11 protein-coding genes and 1 pseudogene are annotated in these 17,411 nt (G+C 70.6%); 9 read left to right on the top strand and 3 right to left on the bottom strand.

What is annotated here, in order from left to right; translation table 11 throughout:
• The first annotated feature begins 53 nt into the window (after positions 1–53).
• From FREUN1FDRAFT_RS07010 to FREUN1FDRAFT_RS07035, 5 genes and pseudogenes are all read left to right on the top strand, one after another.
• Positions 54–1,000 (top strand): annotated as a pseudogene (locus FREUN1FDRAFT_RS07010) (LysR substrate-binding domain-containing protein).
• 713 nt (positions 1,001–1,713) lie between these two features.
• Complete coding sequence (locus tag FREUN1FDRAFT_RS07020; protein ID WP_006539286.1) at positions 1,714–4,359, top strand: carboxylate--amine ligase/circularly permuted type 2 ATP-grasp protein; 2,646 nt, start codon at positions 1,714–1,716, stop codon at positions 4,357–4,359.
• A gap of 240 nt (positions 4,360–4,599) precedes the next feature.
• Positions 4,600–6,381, top strand: a complete 1,782-nt coding sequence (locus tag FREUN1FDRAFT_RS07025; protein ID WP_035950498.1) for an N-acetylglutaminylglutamine amidotransferase — start codon at positions 4,600–4,602, stop codon at positions 6,379–6,381.
• Positions 6,382–8,739, top strand: a complete 2,358-nt coding sequence (locus FREUN1FDRAFT_RS07030; RefSeq protein WP_006539288.1) for a prolyl oligopeptidase family serine peptidase — start codon at positions 6,382–6,384, stop codon at positions 8,737–8,739.
• 111 nt (positions 8,740–8,850) lie between these two features.
• Complete coding sequence (locus FREUN1FDRAFT_RS07035) at positions 8,851–9,276, top strand: GNAT family N-acetyltransferase (RefSeq protein WP_050795763.1); 426 nt, start codon at positions 8,851–8,853, stop codon at positions 9,274–9,276.
• Positions 9,277–9,358: 82 nt separating this feature from the next.
• On the opposite strand, the gene FREUN1FDRAFT_RS43530 is transcribed toward FREUN1FDRAFT_RS07035, so the two are convergent.
• Positions 9,359–9,499: a hypothetical protein gene (locus FREUN1FDRAFT_RS43530; protein WP_006539290.1), complete on the bottom strand. Its 141-nt coding sequence runs from the start codon at positions 9,497–9,499 to the stop codon at positions 9,359–9,361.
• Positions 9,500–10,341: 842 nt separating this feature from the next.
• Here FREUN1FDRAFT_RS43530 and FREUN1FDRAFT_RS07040 point away from each other — a divergent pair.
• Complete coding sequence (locus tag FREUN1FDRAFT_RS07040; protein WP_006539291.1) at positions 10,342–11,946, top strand: histidine kinase; 1,605 nt, start codon at positions 10,342–10,344, stop codon at positions 11,944–11,946.
• A gap of 306 nt (positions 11,947–12,252) precedes the next feature.
• Here the strand turns inward: FREUN1FDRAFT_RS07040 and FREUN1FDRAFT_RS07045 are convergent, their stop codons facing one another.
• Complete coding sequence (locus FREUN1FDRAFT_RS07045; RefSeq protein WP_006539293.1) at positions 12,253–13,032, bottom strand: sporulation protein; 780 nt, start codon at positions 13,030–13,032, stop codon at positions 12,253–12,255.
• 308 nt (positions 13,033–13,340) lie between these two features.
• Between FREUN1FDRAFT_RS07045 and fdhD the strand changes: the two genes are divergently transcribed.
• The 3 genes from fdhD (at position 13,341) to FREUN1FDRAFT_RS39540 (ending at position 15,502) form a co-directional block, all read left to right on the top strand.
• Positions 13,341–14,201 (top strand): formate dehydrogenase accessory sulfurtransferase FdhD, encoded by an 861-nt coding sequence (gene fdhD / locus FREUN1FDRAFT_RS07050; RefSeq protein WP_083828588.1) that lies wholly within the window; start codon positions 13,341–13,343, stop codon positions 14,199–14,201.
• A 130-nt stretch (positions 14,202–14,331) separates the two neighbouring features.
• Positions 14,332–14,910 carry a hypothetical protein gene (locus FREUN1FDRAFT_RS07055; protein ID WP_006539295.1) on the top strand — a complete coding sequence of 193 codons (579 nt, stop codon included), beginning with the start codon at positions 14,332–14,334 and terminating at the stop codon, positions 14,908–14,910.
• Positions 14,911–15,010: 100 nt separating this feature from the next.
• Positions 15,011–15,502 (top strand): hypothetical protein, encoded by a 492-nt coding sequence (locus FREUN1FDRAFT_RS39540; protein ID WP_006539296.1) that lies wholly within the window; start codon positions 15,011–15,013, stop codon positions 15,500–15,502.
• A gap of 641 nt (positions 15,503–16,143) precedes the next feature.
• Here FREUN1FDRAFT_RS39540 and FREUN1FDRAFT_RS07065 read toward each other — a convergent pair.
• Positions 16,144–17,226 carry an aldo/keto reductase gene (locus tag FREUN1FDRAFT_RS07065; RefSeq protein ID WP_006539298.1) on the bottom strand — a complete coding sequence of 361 codons (1,083 nt, stop codon included), beginning with the start codon at positions 17,224–17,226 and terminating at the stop codon, positions 16,144–16,146.
• Positions 17,227–17,411: the final 185 nt, after the last annotated feature.

Here is a 17,411-nt window from a genome sequence, read left to right on the forward strand (position 1 = left end):
CGTCTACTCAGAAGGGAAATCGAAAGATTTGGGGAATCTGATAGCTTGAGGCTATGGCTCAACCTCAGCCCACCCTCGCCCAACTCCGGGCGCTGGTGGGTGTGGCGGATCACCGGCACTTCGGTCGGGCGGCGGCCTCGCTGCACGTCAGTCAGCCCACCCTGTCGAGCGCGGTGGCGGCGCTGGAGCGCACGCTCGGCATCCAGCTCGTCGAGCGCACCACCCGCAGTGTGCTGCTGACGCCGGTCGGGGAGGAGATCGTCGCGCGGGCCCGTGGGGTCCTCGGGGCGGTGGACGACATCGCGCAGGTCGCGGTGCGTGCGCAGGTGCCGCTGTCGGGTGATATCAGGCTCGGGGTCATCCCCACCGTGGCGCCCTATCTGCTGCCCCGCCTGCTCCCGTCGCTGCGCGCCCAGCGGCCGCAGGCGAGCCCGCGGCTGCGGGAGGCCCAGACCGCGGCGCTGCTGGAGGAGCTGCGTGGCGGCGCGCTCGACCTGGCGTTGCTCGCGCTGCCGACCGACGAGCCCGGAGTCGCCGAGCTGCCGCTCTACGACGAGGATTTCGTCCTGGTGACACCGGTGGATCATCCGATGGCCGGCGGGGACGGGCTGCCGGTGGCCGCGCTCGGCGGCCAGGAGCTGCTGCTGCTGGAGGACGGGCACTGCTTCCGGGCCCAGGCTCTCGATGTGTGCCGGGAGGCGGGGGCGCGGGAGCGCAGCGCGTTGCGTGCCGCGAGCCTGTCGACGATCGTGCAGATGGTCGCCGGTGGGCTGGGGCTCACGCTGGTTCCCGCGGCCGCGGTGGGCGTTGAGGTGGGGAGGGGCGTGGCCTCGCGACGGCGACCTTCCGCACCCCGGCGCCCCGCCGGCGGATCGGTCTCGCGTATCGGGCGACGTCCGCCCGGGTGGCCGAATGGAGTCTGCTCGCCGCCGAGATCCGTGCGGCGCTGCCGGGCACCGGCCTGCCGGTGACACCGACCGCGCTGACGGCGGGTTCCTGACGCATCCGAGGGGTATCGCCGGCAACGGATTTCGTCAGGTCGGCGTGGTTTTCGTTCGGATTCTCTCCTCATCGGCCGACGTCTTCGGTTGTCATGATTTCTGATGCGCCGATTCCGGCGCCGGCTCGCGATCTCGATCTCGATCTCGATCTCGATCTCGATCTCGATCTCGATCTCGATCGAGATCGCGGCGCGTATCCCGACGGCCGTCCTGGTGGGCTCGTACCGGTCGGACTCGGATGGTGGCCGATGGGTCGTTCCGTCTGCGGATGGGCCGCCGCCCGGTGCCTGTGGCGCTATCGGCCGCCTGACGATCCGAGTGCGATTAGGGCGATTAGTCATGGTTTAAACTGGTTCTCTGCGGGTAGGGGAGGCGTGCTGGCGGTGGCTGCGGCTTGCCCAGGCCGGCACGCAGGCGTCGTCCCTGCCCGCTGCGCAGCGGGCAGGGTGACCGTCCGCGGATCTGGCCCGCATGGAATCCGCCATGCGTGGTGGACCGCGCCCGAACAGGTTCGGAGCCGACTGTGAACAGGCCCGATGTGAACAGGCGAGGCCGCGGCGTGCCCGTGGAGCCGAGGATCCCCGTGCGCGGGATTCATCTGCGCGGCATGGCAAATCATGACATCCCGCCCGGAATAAATCGGGCCCGGGTGAGCAGCGGTGATACGCCCAGGACATATCCCCGTAACCCGTCGGCCCTAGTGTAGGTATTCATGAGCGACGCGCGGATTGCGGCGGTCGGTGTAGAAGAAGAATTTCACATCCTCGATCTCGAAACACGGCGACTCGTTCCGCGGGCCGCCGAGATACTGCGTGGGCTCCCCGAAGACCAGTTCTCCCAGGAGCTGCTGAAGTCGGTCGTCGAGACGAACAGCAGGCCGTGCACCGACCTGGCGGACCTGCGGGCGGACCTGGTCGCCCTGCGTCGTCGCCTCGCCGCCGTCGCGGAGCCGCTCGGCCTGGGCCCGGTGGGCGCCGGAACCGTACCGATCTCCACCCAGGCCCACGACGTCTCACCGGACCCGCGATACCTGCAGATGGCGGAGGAATACCAGCTCCTCGCCCGCGAGCAGCTCATCTGCGGCGCTCAGGTCCACGTCGACGTGGCTGATCGGGACCTGGCGATGGCGGTCACCTCCTGGGTGGCACCGTGGCTGCCGATGCTGCTCGCGCTCTCGGCCTCCTCACCGTTCTGGAACGGCGAGGACAGCGGCTACGCGAGCATGCGGACGATGGTCTGGCAGCGATGGCCCACCGCCGGCGTCGCCGGCCCGTTCCAGACCGCCGCGGAATACGACCAGCTGGTGGCGGACCTGGTCAAGACCGGCGTCATCAGCGACCCCGGAATGGTCTATTTCGACGTCCGGCCCTCGGCGCACCTGCCCACCGTCGAGCTGCGCATCTGCGACGCCTGCCCGGATGTGGACACCGTCATCCTGATCGCCGGCCTGTTCCGGGCGCTGGTGTGCCGGGCGATCGACTCCGTCACGGCAGGCGACCCGGCGCCACCGCCCCGCAGCGAGCTGCTGCGGGCGGCCACCTGGCGGGCGGCCCGCTCCGGTATCGAGGGCGACCTGGTCGACACGTCCGGCGCCGGCAGCGTGCCGGCGGAGGAGCTGCTGCGGCGGCTGCTGGCCGAGGTTCGTCCCGAGCTTGAGCAGCTCGGAGACTGGGAGCTGGTGGGGCATCTGGCCGAAGCCGCGGTCGGGCACGGCAGCGCCGCCTCCCGCCAGCGCCGGGCCCACGCCCGCCGCGGGCTGCTGACGGATGTGGCCGACCTGCTGCTCACCGAGACCCGCGAGTCGCCGCCCGCGGAGACGGATCCGTTCGATGGCTTCGGCACCCGCGGCAGCGTCGTTGTTGCTGCTGCTGGTGTTGGTGGCGCCGTGGCGTTGCCGCTGCCGGCGACCCGGGCCGCGCGCTCCCTGCTCGGCCAGTACCAGCCGGCCGGGTTCGACGAGGTCATGTCGGTCGACGAGGGCGTGCGGCCCGCGTACCGCACCGTCGCGCGTGCCCTGGAACGCCTGGGCCCGGCCGTGCTCGCGGAGCGCGGCGAGGCCATGCAGGCCGAGCAGGTGGAACGCGGCGTGGTCTTCCGCGTCGACGGCGAGCAACGCCCGTTCCCGTTTGACCTGGTGCCACGGATCGTCGCCGCGGCCGACTGGGAGCGGCTGCAGGCCGGGCTGACCCAGCGGGTACGGGCGCTGGAGGCCTTCCTGCGCGACACGTACTCCGAACGGGCTGCGGTCGCCGACGGCGTCATCCCGCCGTGGGTGGTCAACGACTCTCCAGGCCTGCGGCACACCGGTCGGGTGCTGTCCCGCGACGGCGCACCGCTGTCCGGTGGGGCCCGGGCGACGGTGGCGGGCATCGATCTCGTCCGCGGCGGCGACGGGGGATGGCTCGTGCTGGAGGACAACCTGCGAGTGCCCTCCGGGGTCGCCTACGCGATCGAAGCCCGGCAGCTGACGCGTTCGGCGTTGCCCGAGCTCAGCCCGCCGGGTGCCATCCTGAGCGTCAGCACGGTGCCCGCACTTCTGCACGAGGCACTGGTCGCCGCGGCGCCGCCGGCGGTGCACGGCGAGCCCGCGGTGGCCGTGCTCACCACCGGGCCGCGGGACTCGGCCTACTACGAGCACACCTTCCTCGCAGAGGAGATGGGGGTGCCGCTGCTGACCCCGACGGACATCCTGGTCGACGACGACATCCTGTACGCCGTGCCGGGTGGTCGGGGCCGGCGCCGGCGTGTCGACGTCCTGTACCGGCGGGTCGACGAGGACGAGCTGCTCGGGCTGCCCGGCGCCGACGGGGCGCCGCTCGGGCCGGGTCTGCTGCGGGCAGTCCGCGCGGGCACGCTGGCGCTGGCGAACGCGCTGGGCAACGGTGTCGCCGACGACAAGGTGGTGTACGCCTTCGTCGCCCGGATGATCACCTACTACCTGGGTGAGCAGCCCCTGCTCGACGATGTCCCGACCTACGTCTGCGGGGACCCCGACCAACGCGACCACGTCCTGGAGAACCTCGACCGGCTCGTCGTCAAGCCCGTCGACGGCTACGGCGGCGCCGGGGTCGTGATCGGCCCGGCCGCCGAGCCCGCGGAGCTGGCCCAGGCCCGCGCGGGCATCCTGGCCGACCCGCGGGGCTGGATCGGCCAGGAGGTCGTGTCACTGTCGACTCACCCGACCTGGGTGGACGGCGAGCTCGCGCCCTGTGCGGTGGATCTGCGGGCTTTCGTCTACGCCGGGCGGGAGACGATCGTCGCCCCGGCGGCGCTCAGCCGAGTCGCGCCGGTTGGCAGTCTGATCGTCAACTCCTCGCGCGGGGGCGGCTCCAAGGACACCTGGCTGCTTCGGTCCTGACACCCCGAGGCTTCGGGTCACTGTGGTGTTGCGCACAGCAACACCGCTGTCATCGTGGTGAAACCTCGGCCCAGGAAGGTGGGTGGCGCGGTAGGCGCCGCGTCACCCACTGATCGCACCTGGCGCGCGTCTGCCTGTGACCTTCGCCGATTTCGGTGACTTCGGTGACCCGGGTGCGTGGACCAGGCCGAGGGGGAGCAGAACGACCGTCTGACCGACCGTATCGACGGGAGCTGGAACATGTGCGGGCTGAGCGGTGAGCTGAGGTTCGACGGCCGCGGGGCGGACGTCGCCGCGGTGGGGCGGATGACCGCCGCGATGGTCGCGCGCGGCCCGGACGGGGTCGGCACCTGGTCGGCGGGCCCGGTGGCCTTCGGTCACCGCCGACTGAAGATCATCGACCTTTCCGAGCGGGGCGCCCAGCCCATGGTCGACACCGCGCTCGGGCTCACGGCGGTGTTCAACGGCTGCATCTACAACTACCAGGAGCTGCGCGACCGGCTGGTCGACGCCGGGTACGGCTTCTTCTCCACCTCCGACACGGAGGTGATCCTCAAGGCCTACCACCACTGGGGCGCCCGCTGCGTCGACCACTTCGCCGGCATGTTCGCCTTCGCCGTGTACGAACGCGACACCGGCCGGCTGGTCCTCGCCCGCGACCGGCTCGGGATCAAACCGCTCTACGTGACGCGGGACACGCGCCGGCTGCGGTTCGCCTCCAGCCTGCCGGCCCTGCTCGCCGGAGGCGAGGTGTCGTCCGACATCGACCTGGTCGCCTTCCACCACTACCTGTCGTTCCACGCCGTGGTGCCGCCGCCGCACACCATCCTCACGGACGTCCGCAAGCTCCCGCAGGCCACCATCCGGATCGTCGAGGCGGACGGCACCACCCGCGACGAGGTGTACTGGCGCCCCGACTTCACCCGCCGCCCGGAGCACGCTGCCTGGACGGCGCGGGACTGGCAGGACGCGATCGGTGAACGGCTGCGCATCGCCGTGCGTCGGCGCATGGTCGCGGATGTGCCGGTCGGCGTGCTGCTCTCCGGCGGGCTCGACTCCAGCCTCATCGTCGCCCTGCTCGCCGAGGCCGGGCAGCGTGACCTGGCCACGTTCAGCGTCGGTTTCGAGGACGTCGGTGGCGAGTCCGGGGACGAGTTCCACTACTCGGACATCATCGCCCGCCGCTTCGGCACCGACCATCACCAGATCCGGGTGCCCGGCAGCGGGCTGCTGCCCGCGATCGACGCGGCCGTCACCGCCATGAGCGAGCCGATGGTCAGCCACGACTGCGTCGCGTTCTACCTGCTCTCCCAGGAGGTGGCCCGGCACGTCAAGGTCGTGCAGTCCGGGCAGGGCGCGGACGAGGTGTTCGCCGGCTACGCCTGGTACCCGCCACTGGCCGCGGTACCGCGCGCCGACGCCGTGGACGCCTACCTGAAGGTCTTCGCCGACCGCCCGCACGCCGATCTGCCGGAGATGGTCGAGGCGCACCACCTCATCGAGGCCGACGCGAGCCGCCACCTCGTCGCCGAACGGTTCGCCGAGCCGGGCGCCGAGACGTCCGTCGACGCGGCGCTGCGCATCGACTCGACGGTGATGCTGGTCGACGACCCGGTGAAGCGGGTCGACAACATGACCATGGCCGCCGGTCTGGAGGCCCGCACCCCGTTCCTCGACCACGAACTGGTGGAGCTGGCCGCGGCCTGCCCGCCCGAGCTGAAGCTCGCCTCCGGCGGCAAGGGCGTGCTCAAGGACCTCAGTCGACCGCTGATGCCAGTGGACGTCATCGACCGTCCGAAGGGATACTTCCCGGTCCCGGCCATCCGTCATCTCGACGGCCCGTTCCTGGAGCGGGTCGCCGACGCGCTGACGGACCCGGCCGCGCGGGCCCGGGGGCTGTTCCGCAAGGACTGGGTCGAGACGATGCTCGCCGAGCCGAACTCGAACCGCACAACGTTGGGAGCGAACGCGCTCTGGCAGGCCGCTCTGCTGGAGATGTGGTTGCAGACACAGGGGGTGTGAATGCTCCGTCCGGTCGAGTCGGTCTCCGCCGGCATTCCGCTTCAGTCCGCCGCACCGCGGTCGGAGCAGCGCGCGGTGGATGTCGCGCAGCTCGCGGTGGACGTCGGGCAGCTCGCAGCGGCTGCCGGGCAGGTCGTCACGTCGGGCGCCGGGGTCGAGCTTCCCTGGCAGCGCCCCGACTGCGGCCCGCGCGACCTGGTCGACGAATGGGCCGCGCCGCCGAGCGTGCGCGGGCCGTCGCCCGGCCCGGACGGTGCCCTCGCCTTCGTCGGCGACCGCACCGGGACCCCGGCGCTGTGGATCCGCGAGAGCGACGGGACCGAACGGGTCGTCGACACCGGCCCCGGCCAGGTGCGGTCCGTGCTGTGGTCTCCTGACGGCACGTGGATCGCCCTGGTCGTCGCGCCCGGCGGAGGGGAACGCACCGAGGTCCGCGTGGTCCAGCCCGACGGCACGGGCCTGCACCAGCTGGCCGGCGGGCACCCGGCAGGCACCGCGGAACCCTCGGCTGCCACCGCGGTTCGGTGGCTGGCGGGCGGCCGGCTCCTGCTGGTCACCGAATCCGTCCGGTCCGGCCTCACCCACGCCCTGGCCGTCGACCTGTCGGGACATCGTCGCCATCTCGCGGTCGGCCTGGCCCTGCAGGTCTGTGCCGTGCATGAAGAAACACAAGATCCGGGTGACGCTGACGGCCGGTTGTCGCTGCTGCTGCGTGAGGGCCCGCGAGGAGCACGGCGGATCCTGCTGACATCGGTTCCGGTCCCCGACTTCGCCGCCGCTGCCCCAGAAGCGGCCGCGAGCGCACCAGCGTCCGAGGAACCACAGCCAGCGCCCGAGGAACCACAGCCAGCGGCCGCGAAAGCGCAACCAGCTGTCGAGGCACTGGTGGCTGCCGAGGCGCTGCTGCCTGCTACCGAGGCGCTGCTGCCAGTGGCCGCGGTGGCGGCGCGGTTCGTGGTCCCCGGTGGCACCGCCACCACCGTCGCCGGCACGTTCACCGTCGACGGCTCCCGTGCGCTGCTCGCCAGCGATCTGGGCCGGGAGCGGTCGGGCCTGCTGGAGGTCATCCCGGGCCCCGACGGCACTCCGGGCCCGGCGCGGCTGGTGATCGGGCGCGACGACGCCGACCTGGAACGCTTCATCCTGATCGACCCGACCAGGGCCGTGCTGAGCTGGAACGTCGGCGGGCGCAGCGAGCTGGTGCTGTTCGACCTCGCGACCGGCGTAACCCGAGCACTGCCGCCGCCGCCCAGGGAGGTGGTCACTCGCCTGCTGAGCAGCCCCGACGGATCGACCCTCATCCTGGGGCTCGCGGGGTCCACCGCCCCCGGCGAGGTGTGGACGCTGGATCTGGCGCAGGCGGGAGTAGCGGAGCAGGGCCAAGGCCTGGCTCCGGGTGATGCACACGCGGCCGAGGGGCCCGCCTACCGATGTCTGGTCTCCCACACACCGACGGCTTATCCCACGGTTGAGCTCGCGTCGGTAGAGCCCGCCTCCGTCGACGGCGCGCTGGACCCGTCGGCGTGGGCGGCCGAGGCCGTCGGCTACCGGCTGGTCCGCCCGGTCTCCCACCGCTTCGGTGCCCACGACGGGCTGGAACTGAGCGGCTGGTGGTACCGCCCGCCTGTCGGCCCGGGCCCGGTGCCGACGCTGCTGTACTTCCACGGTGGCCCGGAGGCGCAGGAACGCCCTGTGCTGAACCCGCTGTTCCACGCGCTGCTCGCGCGGGGCATCGCCGTCTTCGCGCCGAACGTGCGGGGCTCGACCGGGTTCGGCCGGTCCTTCGAGGAGGCCGACCACCTGGAGCGGCGGTTCGCCGGAATCGCCGACGTCGCCAGCGCCGTCACCTATCTGGTGGACGAGGGCCTGGCCGCCCCGGGCCGGATCGGGGTGGCGGGCCGCTCCTACGGCGGCTACCTGACTCTGGCCGCGCTCGTCGGGTTTCCCGAGCTGTTCGCCGTGGGCGTCGACGTGTGCGGCATGGTGGACCTGGAGACCTTCTATCAGCACACCGAGCCGTGGATCGCCGCACCCGCCGTCACCAAGTACGGCGATCCGGTTGCCGATCGTGATCTCCTGTGGGCGCTCTCGCCATTGCACCGGATGGACGCACTCGCGGCTCCGCTCATGGTCGTGCACGGCGACCACGACACCAACGTCCCGGTGTTCGAGGCCGAACAGACCGTCGCCGCCGCGCGGGCCCGCGGGGTGCCGTGTGAGTACCTGCTCTTTTCGGGAGAGGGGCACGAGGTCTCCGAGCGGGGTAACAGGCTCGCCTTCGTTCGCGCCGTGGTCGAGTTCGTGGCGGCCCACCTGGTGACCGCGGATGTGCCGGAGACCCTCGGCGAGGCGGTCTGAGCCGCGCGGTCGCGGCCACCCGGGCCGCCATCAGGGGTGTGTCCGGGCTTCTCCCGCCTCGAGGGGGAGCCCGTCCACACATCGCGCGATGGAGCTGTAACAATGAGTAATGTGAAGATAGAGGAGCTGGAGGCCGAACGTACCTGGCTCGCGTTCGATCCCATGAGGCAGCTGCGGCCTCACCTGACTTCGGCCGGTTTCGTCCGGCTGGTGAACGAGGAACAGCGGCCGCAGGGGTACCGGCTGGTGGGCTCGTGGGACGGTGAGTCGGGCCGCGTCGTCGCGGCCGCCGGGTTCCGGGAGAGCAGCTCCCTGGCCTATGGCAGGCATCTGCTCGTGGATGACCTGACGACGATGCCGAACATGCGTGGGCGCGGTCATGCCACCCGGCTGCTCGCCTGGGTCGAACGCGAGGCGCGCCGCCTGGGCTGCGCGCAGATCCACCTCGACGCCGGCACCCACCGCCATGACGCGCATCGGCTCTTCCTCCGTACCGGCTTCACGATCCCGTCATTCCACTTCGCCCGCCGTCTTTGAGCGGTGTGAGGCGGGAAGGGATCCTTCGAGATCGCTGGGGTCTGCCCTGCTCGTCGGCCGAGCCCTCTCGTGGGGGGTGCGGTCACCCCGGCCGGCCGTTTTCACCCGACATGCCGTGGTCGGTGGTGGTGTTCTCCCCGTCGAGATACGAATGCGGACGGACCTCGTACCGGCGGCCGGTCGGACTGGTCCACCGGAACACCCCCGGCCGCGGCTGGGTCATGGCCCTACACCTCCGGTCCGGAAACACGCCACACGGTCGAAAGGGTGTTCGATCGCAAGGGCGATGCCAGGCCGGGAAACGACCGGCGAGACCGGGCCGGGGAACGGAGGACACAACGAGTTCACCCACCACCCAGACCGCCTTGACAGGCAGACGCCCCAGCCGTCACCGTCGCATTCCCAGATCGATCAGAAGGGGGTCTGCATCACCCGCATGTGGTCCGTAAACGAGTCCCGAACACGGGGGAGTTTCGGGGCTGTCGGGTCCGGTCCTGCCTGGATGTGGGTTTTTTGTTGCGTGGGCTTCTGACGCTGGCCATCGCCCCGGCGTTCGGTGTAGTGGTCGGCTATATGCTCGGCGGTCGGCTGTCCGGGTTTCGGTTCTTCCGGCTTGCCGGCCTGCGTCCAACATCCGAAGCCTGGCGCCCGCGTCCGACAGCCGAGGCGCGTCAGCAGGTGGACGTCGCGGGCCGCCCGGCGAAGCGGTCGGCGAGGAAGGCGGTCGCATCCTCGAGGCGGTACGAGGCGGCCTCGTGTCGTCGCCGGCGTACTCACGCCAGGTCACCTTCGCTCCATCCGCGCAGTAGGCGCGAGCCTGCCGCGTCAGTTCGGCCTTCGGTACCAGAGCAGCCGCCGGCCCGTTCCCGGCTACGCCAGGCTCCGTTCATCCCGCACCCCACTCATTCCGTCGGACGTGGCGGTCATGGTAGGAGCAGAGCCGTCCGGCAAACCTCACGGATTTCAGGGAACCGCCCTCATGGAAAACCATGAATCCGTCTCCGCCTGGAGCGGTGCAGGGAATTGGCGGCCGTGCCGGCGGCGGCCGCTGCTAAGGTTCGGGGCATGGTGTCCGCGCGCGGGACGGCACCCTCCGCCCGGCTCCTTGCTCTGCATACCGGGTTACTCGGTTCGCTGCTGGCGATGGATTTCTGGGTGGCGGTGGGTTACGGAACGACAGGGCTTTCTGACGCTGCCTCGGAGATCGGCGTGGGTGTGTGGTTCGCCGGAGCTGGTCTTGTGATCTGGCGCATCCGACCCCGTAGCGGCCACGGGGCATGGACACTCGGCCTGGGCTACCTCGTCCTGGTGGGAAATCCGCACGACTTCGCGCCGTCGGCGGAGCTTCCTGGCTATGCCTTTTTCACGGTGGTCGGTGCCGGGCTCACGATGTTCCAGTACGCGGTGTCCGCGCACATACTGCTCGGCTATCCCACGGGCCGGGTCCATGGTCGGGCCGCTCGCGGCCTTGTCGCCGGCGCGTTCGCGCTCGCGACCGTCGGTGGGCCGCTGCTGCTCGTCACCCGCACCGTGGATCACACGACCTGTGTCTTCTGGTGCTATGACAGTCCGATCCAGCTGGTCGCGGATCGTGGGCTCTACCTCGCGCTCAGACGGTGCTCACTGGTCGCCTGGGTCGTGCTGGCCGCCGCGGTGCTGGTCCTGCTCGCCCTGAGGGTCGCCCGGTCCACGGCCCGGGAGCGGCGGATCCTCGGGTTCGCCCTCGGAGCCTTCGCCGGCACCGTCGCGATGTTCGCCGGATTCGAGGTCGCCACGGTCGTCGCCGGTACCGGTTCCGTCCCGGAAACGATCTTCTACTACGGCCACACCTGGGCGGCCGCCGCCGCGCTGGTCGTGCCGTTCTTCGCCGGCCTGCTCAGCGAGCGCCTCGCGTTCGCCGCCGTCGGTGATCTGGTCCGTCGGCTGGAACGGGTACCGGCCCACCAGGTTGAGGCCGAGCTCGGACGGACGCTGCGCGACCGCACTCTGCGGTTGGCCTTTCCCGTCGAGGCCTTCCCTGCGGCTGCCTTCTCCGCCGACCGCCTCCCCGCCGATGCCCTGACCACCGACGCCCTGACCACGGGTGCCATGACCACGGGTGCCCTTCCTACCGATGAGGGAGACGAAGGGCTCGTCGACGTGGCGGGTGAGCGGTACACCGTACCCACGGACGGGTCGCGGGCCGTCACGGTGATGGGTTCCCCGCCGATTGCGGTGATGATCCATGACCCCGCCCTCGTGGCGCACCGGGACCTCCTGCATGCTGCCGGAGCCGCCGCACGGTTGGCGTTGGAGAACGCCCGCCTGCACGCACGCATCCAGCACCAGCTCGCCGAGGTGAAGGCCTCCCGGCAGCGCATCGCCGCGGCCGCGGACACCGAGCGTCGGCGGCTGGAGCGTGACCTGCACGACGGCGCCCAGCAACGCCTGCTCGGCATCGGCTTCACCCTGGCGGTGTTACGCGGCCAGGTCGGCTCGCCCGCCGGGCACCGGCTCCTCGACGAGCTCGACAACGAGCTGCGCCTCGCTGTGCGGGAGCTGCGTGACCTCGGCCAGGGCATCCGTCCGGCGGTGCTCACCGACGCCGGGCTGGCGGTGGCGCTGGCCGCGCTCGCGCGACGGTGCGTACCACTGCCGACGTCCAGGTTCCCGAACGCCTCGATCCGGTGATCGAGGCAACCGCTTACCATGTGCGCACCGTGTTCCAGAAGCTGGATCTGCCGGCGGGACCGGCGGACAACCGGCGGGTCCTGGCGGTCCTCGCCTATCTCCAGCGGCGCTGAGCCCGCCGGCCCTGTTGCTGGCCGCCTGTAGCTGCCGCCTGTCTGTAGCTGCTGCCCGCTTGCGGTTGTTGCCCGCTTGCGGCGCCAGCCTTCGACGCCGCGCATCATGGCTGCGGCGGGCCGGTCGGGATCGCCGCCGGTCGGGATCGCCGCCGGTCGGGATCCAGCCGCTGGTCCAGATTCAGCCGCGGCTCTAGAACCAGCCGCGGCGGGCGCCGAGGGCCTGCAACTGCTGGTGCAGCGCGCCGGCCATGGCGTGGCGGTCGGTGTCGTGGTGGCCAACCCGGAAGCGGCTGAGCTGGTCGCCGCCGGAGTGCAGCAGCCCACCGCGGCGGTCGGCCTCCAGCACGACGTCCATGCCCGCGCCGTCGACGAGGAAGGTGACCTCCAGCTCCTTGATCCGGCGGGCGTACTCGCCGGACGGCTTCAGCTCGATCTCCTGGTAAAAGGGCAGGTCCGAGCCGTGCACGTGGCCCTTCTCGACGTCGGCGGAGTGGAAGTGGAAGCCGAGGTCGCCGAGCGCGGCGAGCACCGTCTCCTGCACCGGCAGCGGATGCACGGCCACTGGGTCGAGGTCACCTGGGTCGAGTGCGCCGGGGATCGACAGCGTGGTGCGCACGCCGATCTTCATGCCGTGCAGATGCCAGCCGGCGACGTCGGTGATGGGCGTCTGCCAGGGCACCGGCAGCTCGAAGCGGCCGGACTGCTTCTCGCCGGGCCGGATCACGAACCCGCCGCCGATCTGCTGGGTGCCGAAGGTGACCTGTTCGTGCCAGGTGGAGTCCTCGGTCTCGACCTCGACGGTCGCCTCCAGCGCGACGAGCACCCGTTCGATCTCCTGGTCGACCGAGCCACCGGTGATCGTGGTCAGCCCGGTCACCACCGCACCGGGCAGTGCGTCCGGACGATCCAGCACCGTCTCCACCTCGGCGGCGCCGACACCGAGCCGCGACATGAACCGCTTCATTCCCATGGCTGTTCCGTCCCCTTGTCACTGGATGTGTTCTCCGGTGGAACGCAGGCGGGTGCGTCCCGTGCCATCACATAGCTGTAGCAGGTACGCGGCGCCTGATCGCGCCACGTCATGGACCAGACACCCCGGACTGGCCGGGAATCCGTACACCTGACGAGAAATCTTCTCGACACGGTGCGACGCGGCGCGACACGTCGTGTGGCGAATCGTCCGTCGGCGTCGGGATGTGGGTGCATGGAGTCAGTGAACTACGCCGCCGATGGCTCGACATGGTGGATTTCTCGACCCACCTGGAGGACGGTGAGCCTATGGGGCGAGCAACAACGCGACGTCGGGTCATGCGGGTGACTCTGGGGACGGAGCCGACGTCGCGACCCGACACCATCGTCGGGGAGGAACCGCTGGAGATCCGGGTGGGCGGGCACCCACTGGCCGTCACGATGCGAACGCCGGGTGACGACATGGATCTCGCGATGGGCTTCCTGCTCGGCGAGGGCCTGATCGCGACCGCCGCCGACGTCGCGGGAATGCGCTACTGCGCCGGCAGCGAGGGTTCCGTCGACGACGAGGGGCGTCTCACCTACAACGTGCTGGATGTGACGCTCGCGCCAGGCGTGCCCGAGCCCGACGTGGATCTTCGCCGCAACTTCTACACCACCAGCTCGTGCGGGGTGTGCGGGCGGGCGAGCATCGACGCGGTCCGCCTGCGTGGGCGGTACGAGATCGGCGACGACCCGGTGCGGATCACCGCCGAGGTCCTGGTCGACCTGCCGGGACGTCTGCGCCGCGCGCAGCGCCTGTTCGCCGCGACGGGCGGGCTGCACGCCGCGGCCCTGGCGGACGTCGACGGCGAGGTCCTGGTGGTGCGTGAGGATGTCGGGAGGCACAACGCGGTCGACAAGGTCGTCGGCTGGGCGGCGCGGGCGGGCCGGGTGCCGCTGCGGGGCCATGTGCTGCTGGTGAGCGGCCGGGCGTCCTTCGAACTGGTGCAGAAGGCGCTGCTCGCCGGCATCCCGGTGCTGGCGGCCGTGTCGGCGCCGTCCGCGCTCGCGGTGGATCTGGCGGAGGAGTGCGGGATGACTCTCGCCGGCTTCGTCCGCGGATCGTCGATGAACCTGTACACCGGTGCGCACCGGGTGATCCTGCCCGCGGTCGCGGCTGCTCGGTAGCCAGCTAGCCAGCTAGCCAGCCCGTCAGCCCGCCCGAAAACCGTCGCACGATGGGATCCGGGCGGGCGATGACAGGCTGGCCGGCGGCGGTCGGTCGGCCCCTCGGAACCACCCGATAACATCTCCAACCGTGACCTGCATCGTCGGTGTGGAGCACGACGGACGGGTCGTGATCGGGGGAGACAGCGCTGGCGTCGCCGGCTGGTCGATCACGGTCCGTGCGGACACGAAGGTTTTTCGCAACGGCGAGTTCATCATGGGGTTCACGGATTCGTTCCGGATGGGCCAGCTGCTGCGCTACAGCCTCGTTCCGCCCGTCCCTCACACCTGGGACCTAGACCGCTTCATGGCCACCGAGTTCGTCTCGGTTGTTCGAGACTGCCTTCGGGAGGGTGGCTTCGCTCGCAACGAGGCCGGTAACGAGTCGGGCGGCCAGTTCCTGGTCGGTATCCGAGGCCAGCTCTACCGGATCGACTCCGACTACCAGATCGGCCGCACCGTCGACAACTACGATGCCGCCGGCTGTGGTGAGGAGTACGCGCGCGGGTCGCTGCACAGCACCATCGGTGAGGAGCCGGAGGAGCGGGTCCGCAAGGCGCTGGAGGCGGCGGCACACCATTCCACCGGTGTCTGCCCGCCCTTCCACATCATCTCCGACGACGGCACCCACCGCGACGGCGGCGACATCGACGACCGCACGACCTTCTAGCTCGGCAGCGAATTTCTTTCCGTCAAGAAATCAGAAATCGCGGTGAATCCCGTCCTTGGACGGGATCACCCGTTGGAGCGTGGGTCTACGGTCCGGCGATATGGGACGCCTCGGGGGCTGGTTCGGTCATTACGCGGAGAGCCTGATATCGCTGGCCATCGCGTTCGTGGTCGCCGTCCTCAGCCTGGTTGACGTTCTCGGTGTCGAAGCCGTCAACAGCTCGATCCTACTGGTGCTCGCCCTGCTCGCGACGGCCGTTCTCCGTGACCGCTCCCACCGGGAGGCCGTCGAGGGTGCTTTGTCCACCACCCGGCGGCGGCTGGAAGAGGTGCTGTCGCCGCTCACCGGACAGGTCGGCCGCCTCAACGAGGTGGGAAACACGGTCGAGCTCGCCCGGGAGTCCCTGGACGAGACGAGGCCGATCCGGATCATCTCCGGCACCGAAGTCACGAATGCGCTTGCCGAGGCCCGCGCCGACACCCGTGAATGGATTTTCAAAGGGGGCACGGAAACCTATATCAGGGCCATGACGCTGCCGAGCTGCGTGGAGGCCGCCCGGCGGGGGCGGCGTGAGCTCGACGCTCTGTCGTGAGTACGTGGAGAGTCGGCGGGCGTGGTCGGACAGCGGTGAAGAGCAGGGGTGGAGTGCTGCGGAGACGGCCAAGGAGGTATTCGCGACGATTCTCGCCGCATGCTGTTACAAGAACCGGTATCCGCAGTACAACATCGGGGTGGCCCTTTCCTCCACCTTCACGCTGTTTCGCTGGGACTGTCGTCGCAGCCGCTCAATATCACCAAGCGGGGCCCGCAGTTTCCGGCGATGGAGATCGGCAGCGGAAATTTCTCCTATCGGTGGTGGGATATGGAGCTTCAGGCAAGTTTTCGGCAGGCACGCCAGGTCCCCATTGTTCGGGACATGGTCTCCCACCTGGGCGGCGAGCCGACCGTGGGTTCATGCTTCGCTGAGCCCCGTCACGCATCAGCGTCGATCTTTCGCGGACTGGGTTCCGTCGGCCGCGGATTCTCTTCACATCCAGCCAACGAGGCGGTGTTCGGCGGACAAGGCGACCGTGGGCGCGCCCCCGCCCGGACTGGATGCTCGAGCGCCGCGGCGGACGACGGCTGTCTGGCCGGGGCACCTGCGAGCAGGCCACCCACCTCGCGGCGATGGTCCGCAGCGAGCCGTGCCCGGTGGTCCCGAAGCCGCGCAGGGCCCCGGGACCAGCCGTTGGGTCAGGTACGGTTGCCGACGCGTTCCGCGGCCATCGCCGCCCACGAGGTGGGGCCGGTGAGCGGTGAGAAGTTCTCCGCCGCGGAGGTCAGCGCGTCGTACTCGCCGTCGGTCAGCGTGATCTCCGCCGCCGCCGCGTTGCTCTCCAGCTGGGCGACGCTGGACGCACCCGGGATCGCGACTACGTTCGGGTGGTGAACAGCCCAGGCCAGGGCGATCTGGGCGACGGTCGCGTCGTGCGCGGACGCCACGTCGCGCAGGACGTCGAGCAGCGGTGTGAGACGAGCCAGGTTCTCGGTGAGAAACAGCGGGTTCGCCTTGCGCACCGCCCCGCGCGGGCGGTTCGTGACGTCGTAGCGCCCGGAGAGCAGGCCCTGCGCCAGCGGGCTGTAGGCGATGATCAGGCGGCCCTCACGGCGCGCGAACGGGATCAGATCGCGTTCGGGCTGGCGGCGGACCAGGCTGTACTGGACCTGGTTGGACAGCACCCGGCTGCCGAGCGCGGCCTCCGCGGCGCGCCAGCGCTCCAGGGAGTAGTTGCTGACGCCGACCTCGTCCACGACGCCGACCTGGCGCAGCGAGGCCATCCCGCGCATGGTCGTGCCGTCCCGGATGACGGGGTTGGGCTGGTGTACCTGGTACAGGTCGATCGTGCGCACGCCGAGCCGGTTCGCGCTGGCGATGGCGCGCTGCTCGACCACCGGTGCCACCGGGAGCACCGGGAAGATCTTGGTCGCGATGAAGGCCTCCTCCGGCCGCACCGCGGCGGACGTCTCCCTGCCCAGCGCCGTGGCCGCGACCGCACCGGCGGGCGAGGCCGGCGGAGCGGAGGCCGGCGGAGCGGAGGCCGGCGTGGCGGCCTCGGCGAGCGCGTCGCCGAGGATGCGCTCGCTGCGTCCGAAGGCATACATCTCGGCCGTGTCGAACAGCGTCACGCCGAGCTCGAGGGCACGCCGGACGATCAGCACCGCGTCCGTCTGCGCGTAGGACGAGCCGTAGCCCCATTCGCGCGAGCCGAACTGCCACGTGCCCAGCCCGATCTTGGAGATCTTCTTCGTTGTGGAGACGACATCCACATAGCGCATGGCATCCAGTCAACGCCACCGACGCGCCGAGGGCGAGGGGAGCCGGGGAACATCGGCGGATCCTGCGGTGGCCTGTCCCAAATGTTGCCGGGCCGGTGCGCGGCGTGGGCGATGTCCGGGGTCTGACAGGACCGGGCAGGATGCTGGTCCTGCCACCGGCGGCCCGGGCTGCTAGTTTCCCGGAC

The sequence above is a fragment of the Parafrankia sp. EUN1f genome, from assembly GCF_000177675.1.
Taxonomy (GTDB): Bacteria; Actinomycetota; Actinomycetes; order Frankiales; family Frankiaceae; genus Parafrankia.

Coding starts and splice junctions, on each gene's coding strand:
- FREUN1FDRAFT_RS07020 (WP_006539286.1), top strand. CDS start 1,714: ATGAGCGACGCGCGGATTGCGGCGGTCGGTGTAGAAGAAGAATTTCAC.
- FREUN1FDRAFT_RS07025 (WP_035950498.1), top strand. CDS start 4,600: ATGTGCGGGCTGAGCGGTGAGCTGAGGTTCGACGGCCGCGGGGCGGAC.
- FREUN1FDRAFT_RS07030 (WP_006539288.1), top strand. CDS start 6,382: ATGCTCCGTCCGGTCGAGTCGGTCTCCGCCGGCATTCCGCTTCAGTCC.
- FREUN1FDRAFT_RS43530 (WP_006539290.1), bottom strand. CDS start 9,499: ATGACCCAGCCGCGGCCGGGGGTGTTCCGGTGGACCAGTCCGACCGGC.
- FREUN1FDRAFT_RS07040 (WP_006539291.1), top strand. CDS start 10,342: ATGGTGTCCGCGCGCGGGACGGCACCCTCCGCCCGGCTCCTTGCTCTG.
- FREUN1FDRAFT_RS07045 (WP_006539293.1), bottom strand. CDS start 13,032: ATGGGAATGAAGCGGTTCATGTCGCGGCTCGGTGTCGGCGCCGCCGAG.
- fdhD (WP_083828588.1), top strand. CDS start 13,341: ATGGGGCGAGCAACAACGCGACGTCGGGTCATGCGGGTGACTCTGGGG.
- FREUN1FDRAFT_RS39540 (WP_006539296.1), top strand. CDS start 15,011: ATGGGACGCCTCGGGGGCTGGTTCGGTCATTACGCGGAGAGCCTGATA.
- FREUN1FDRAFT_RS07065 (WP_006539298.1), bottom strand. CDS start 17,226: ATGCGCTATGTGGATGTCGTCTCCACAACGAAGAAGATCTCCAAGATC.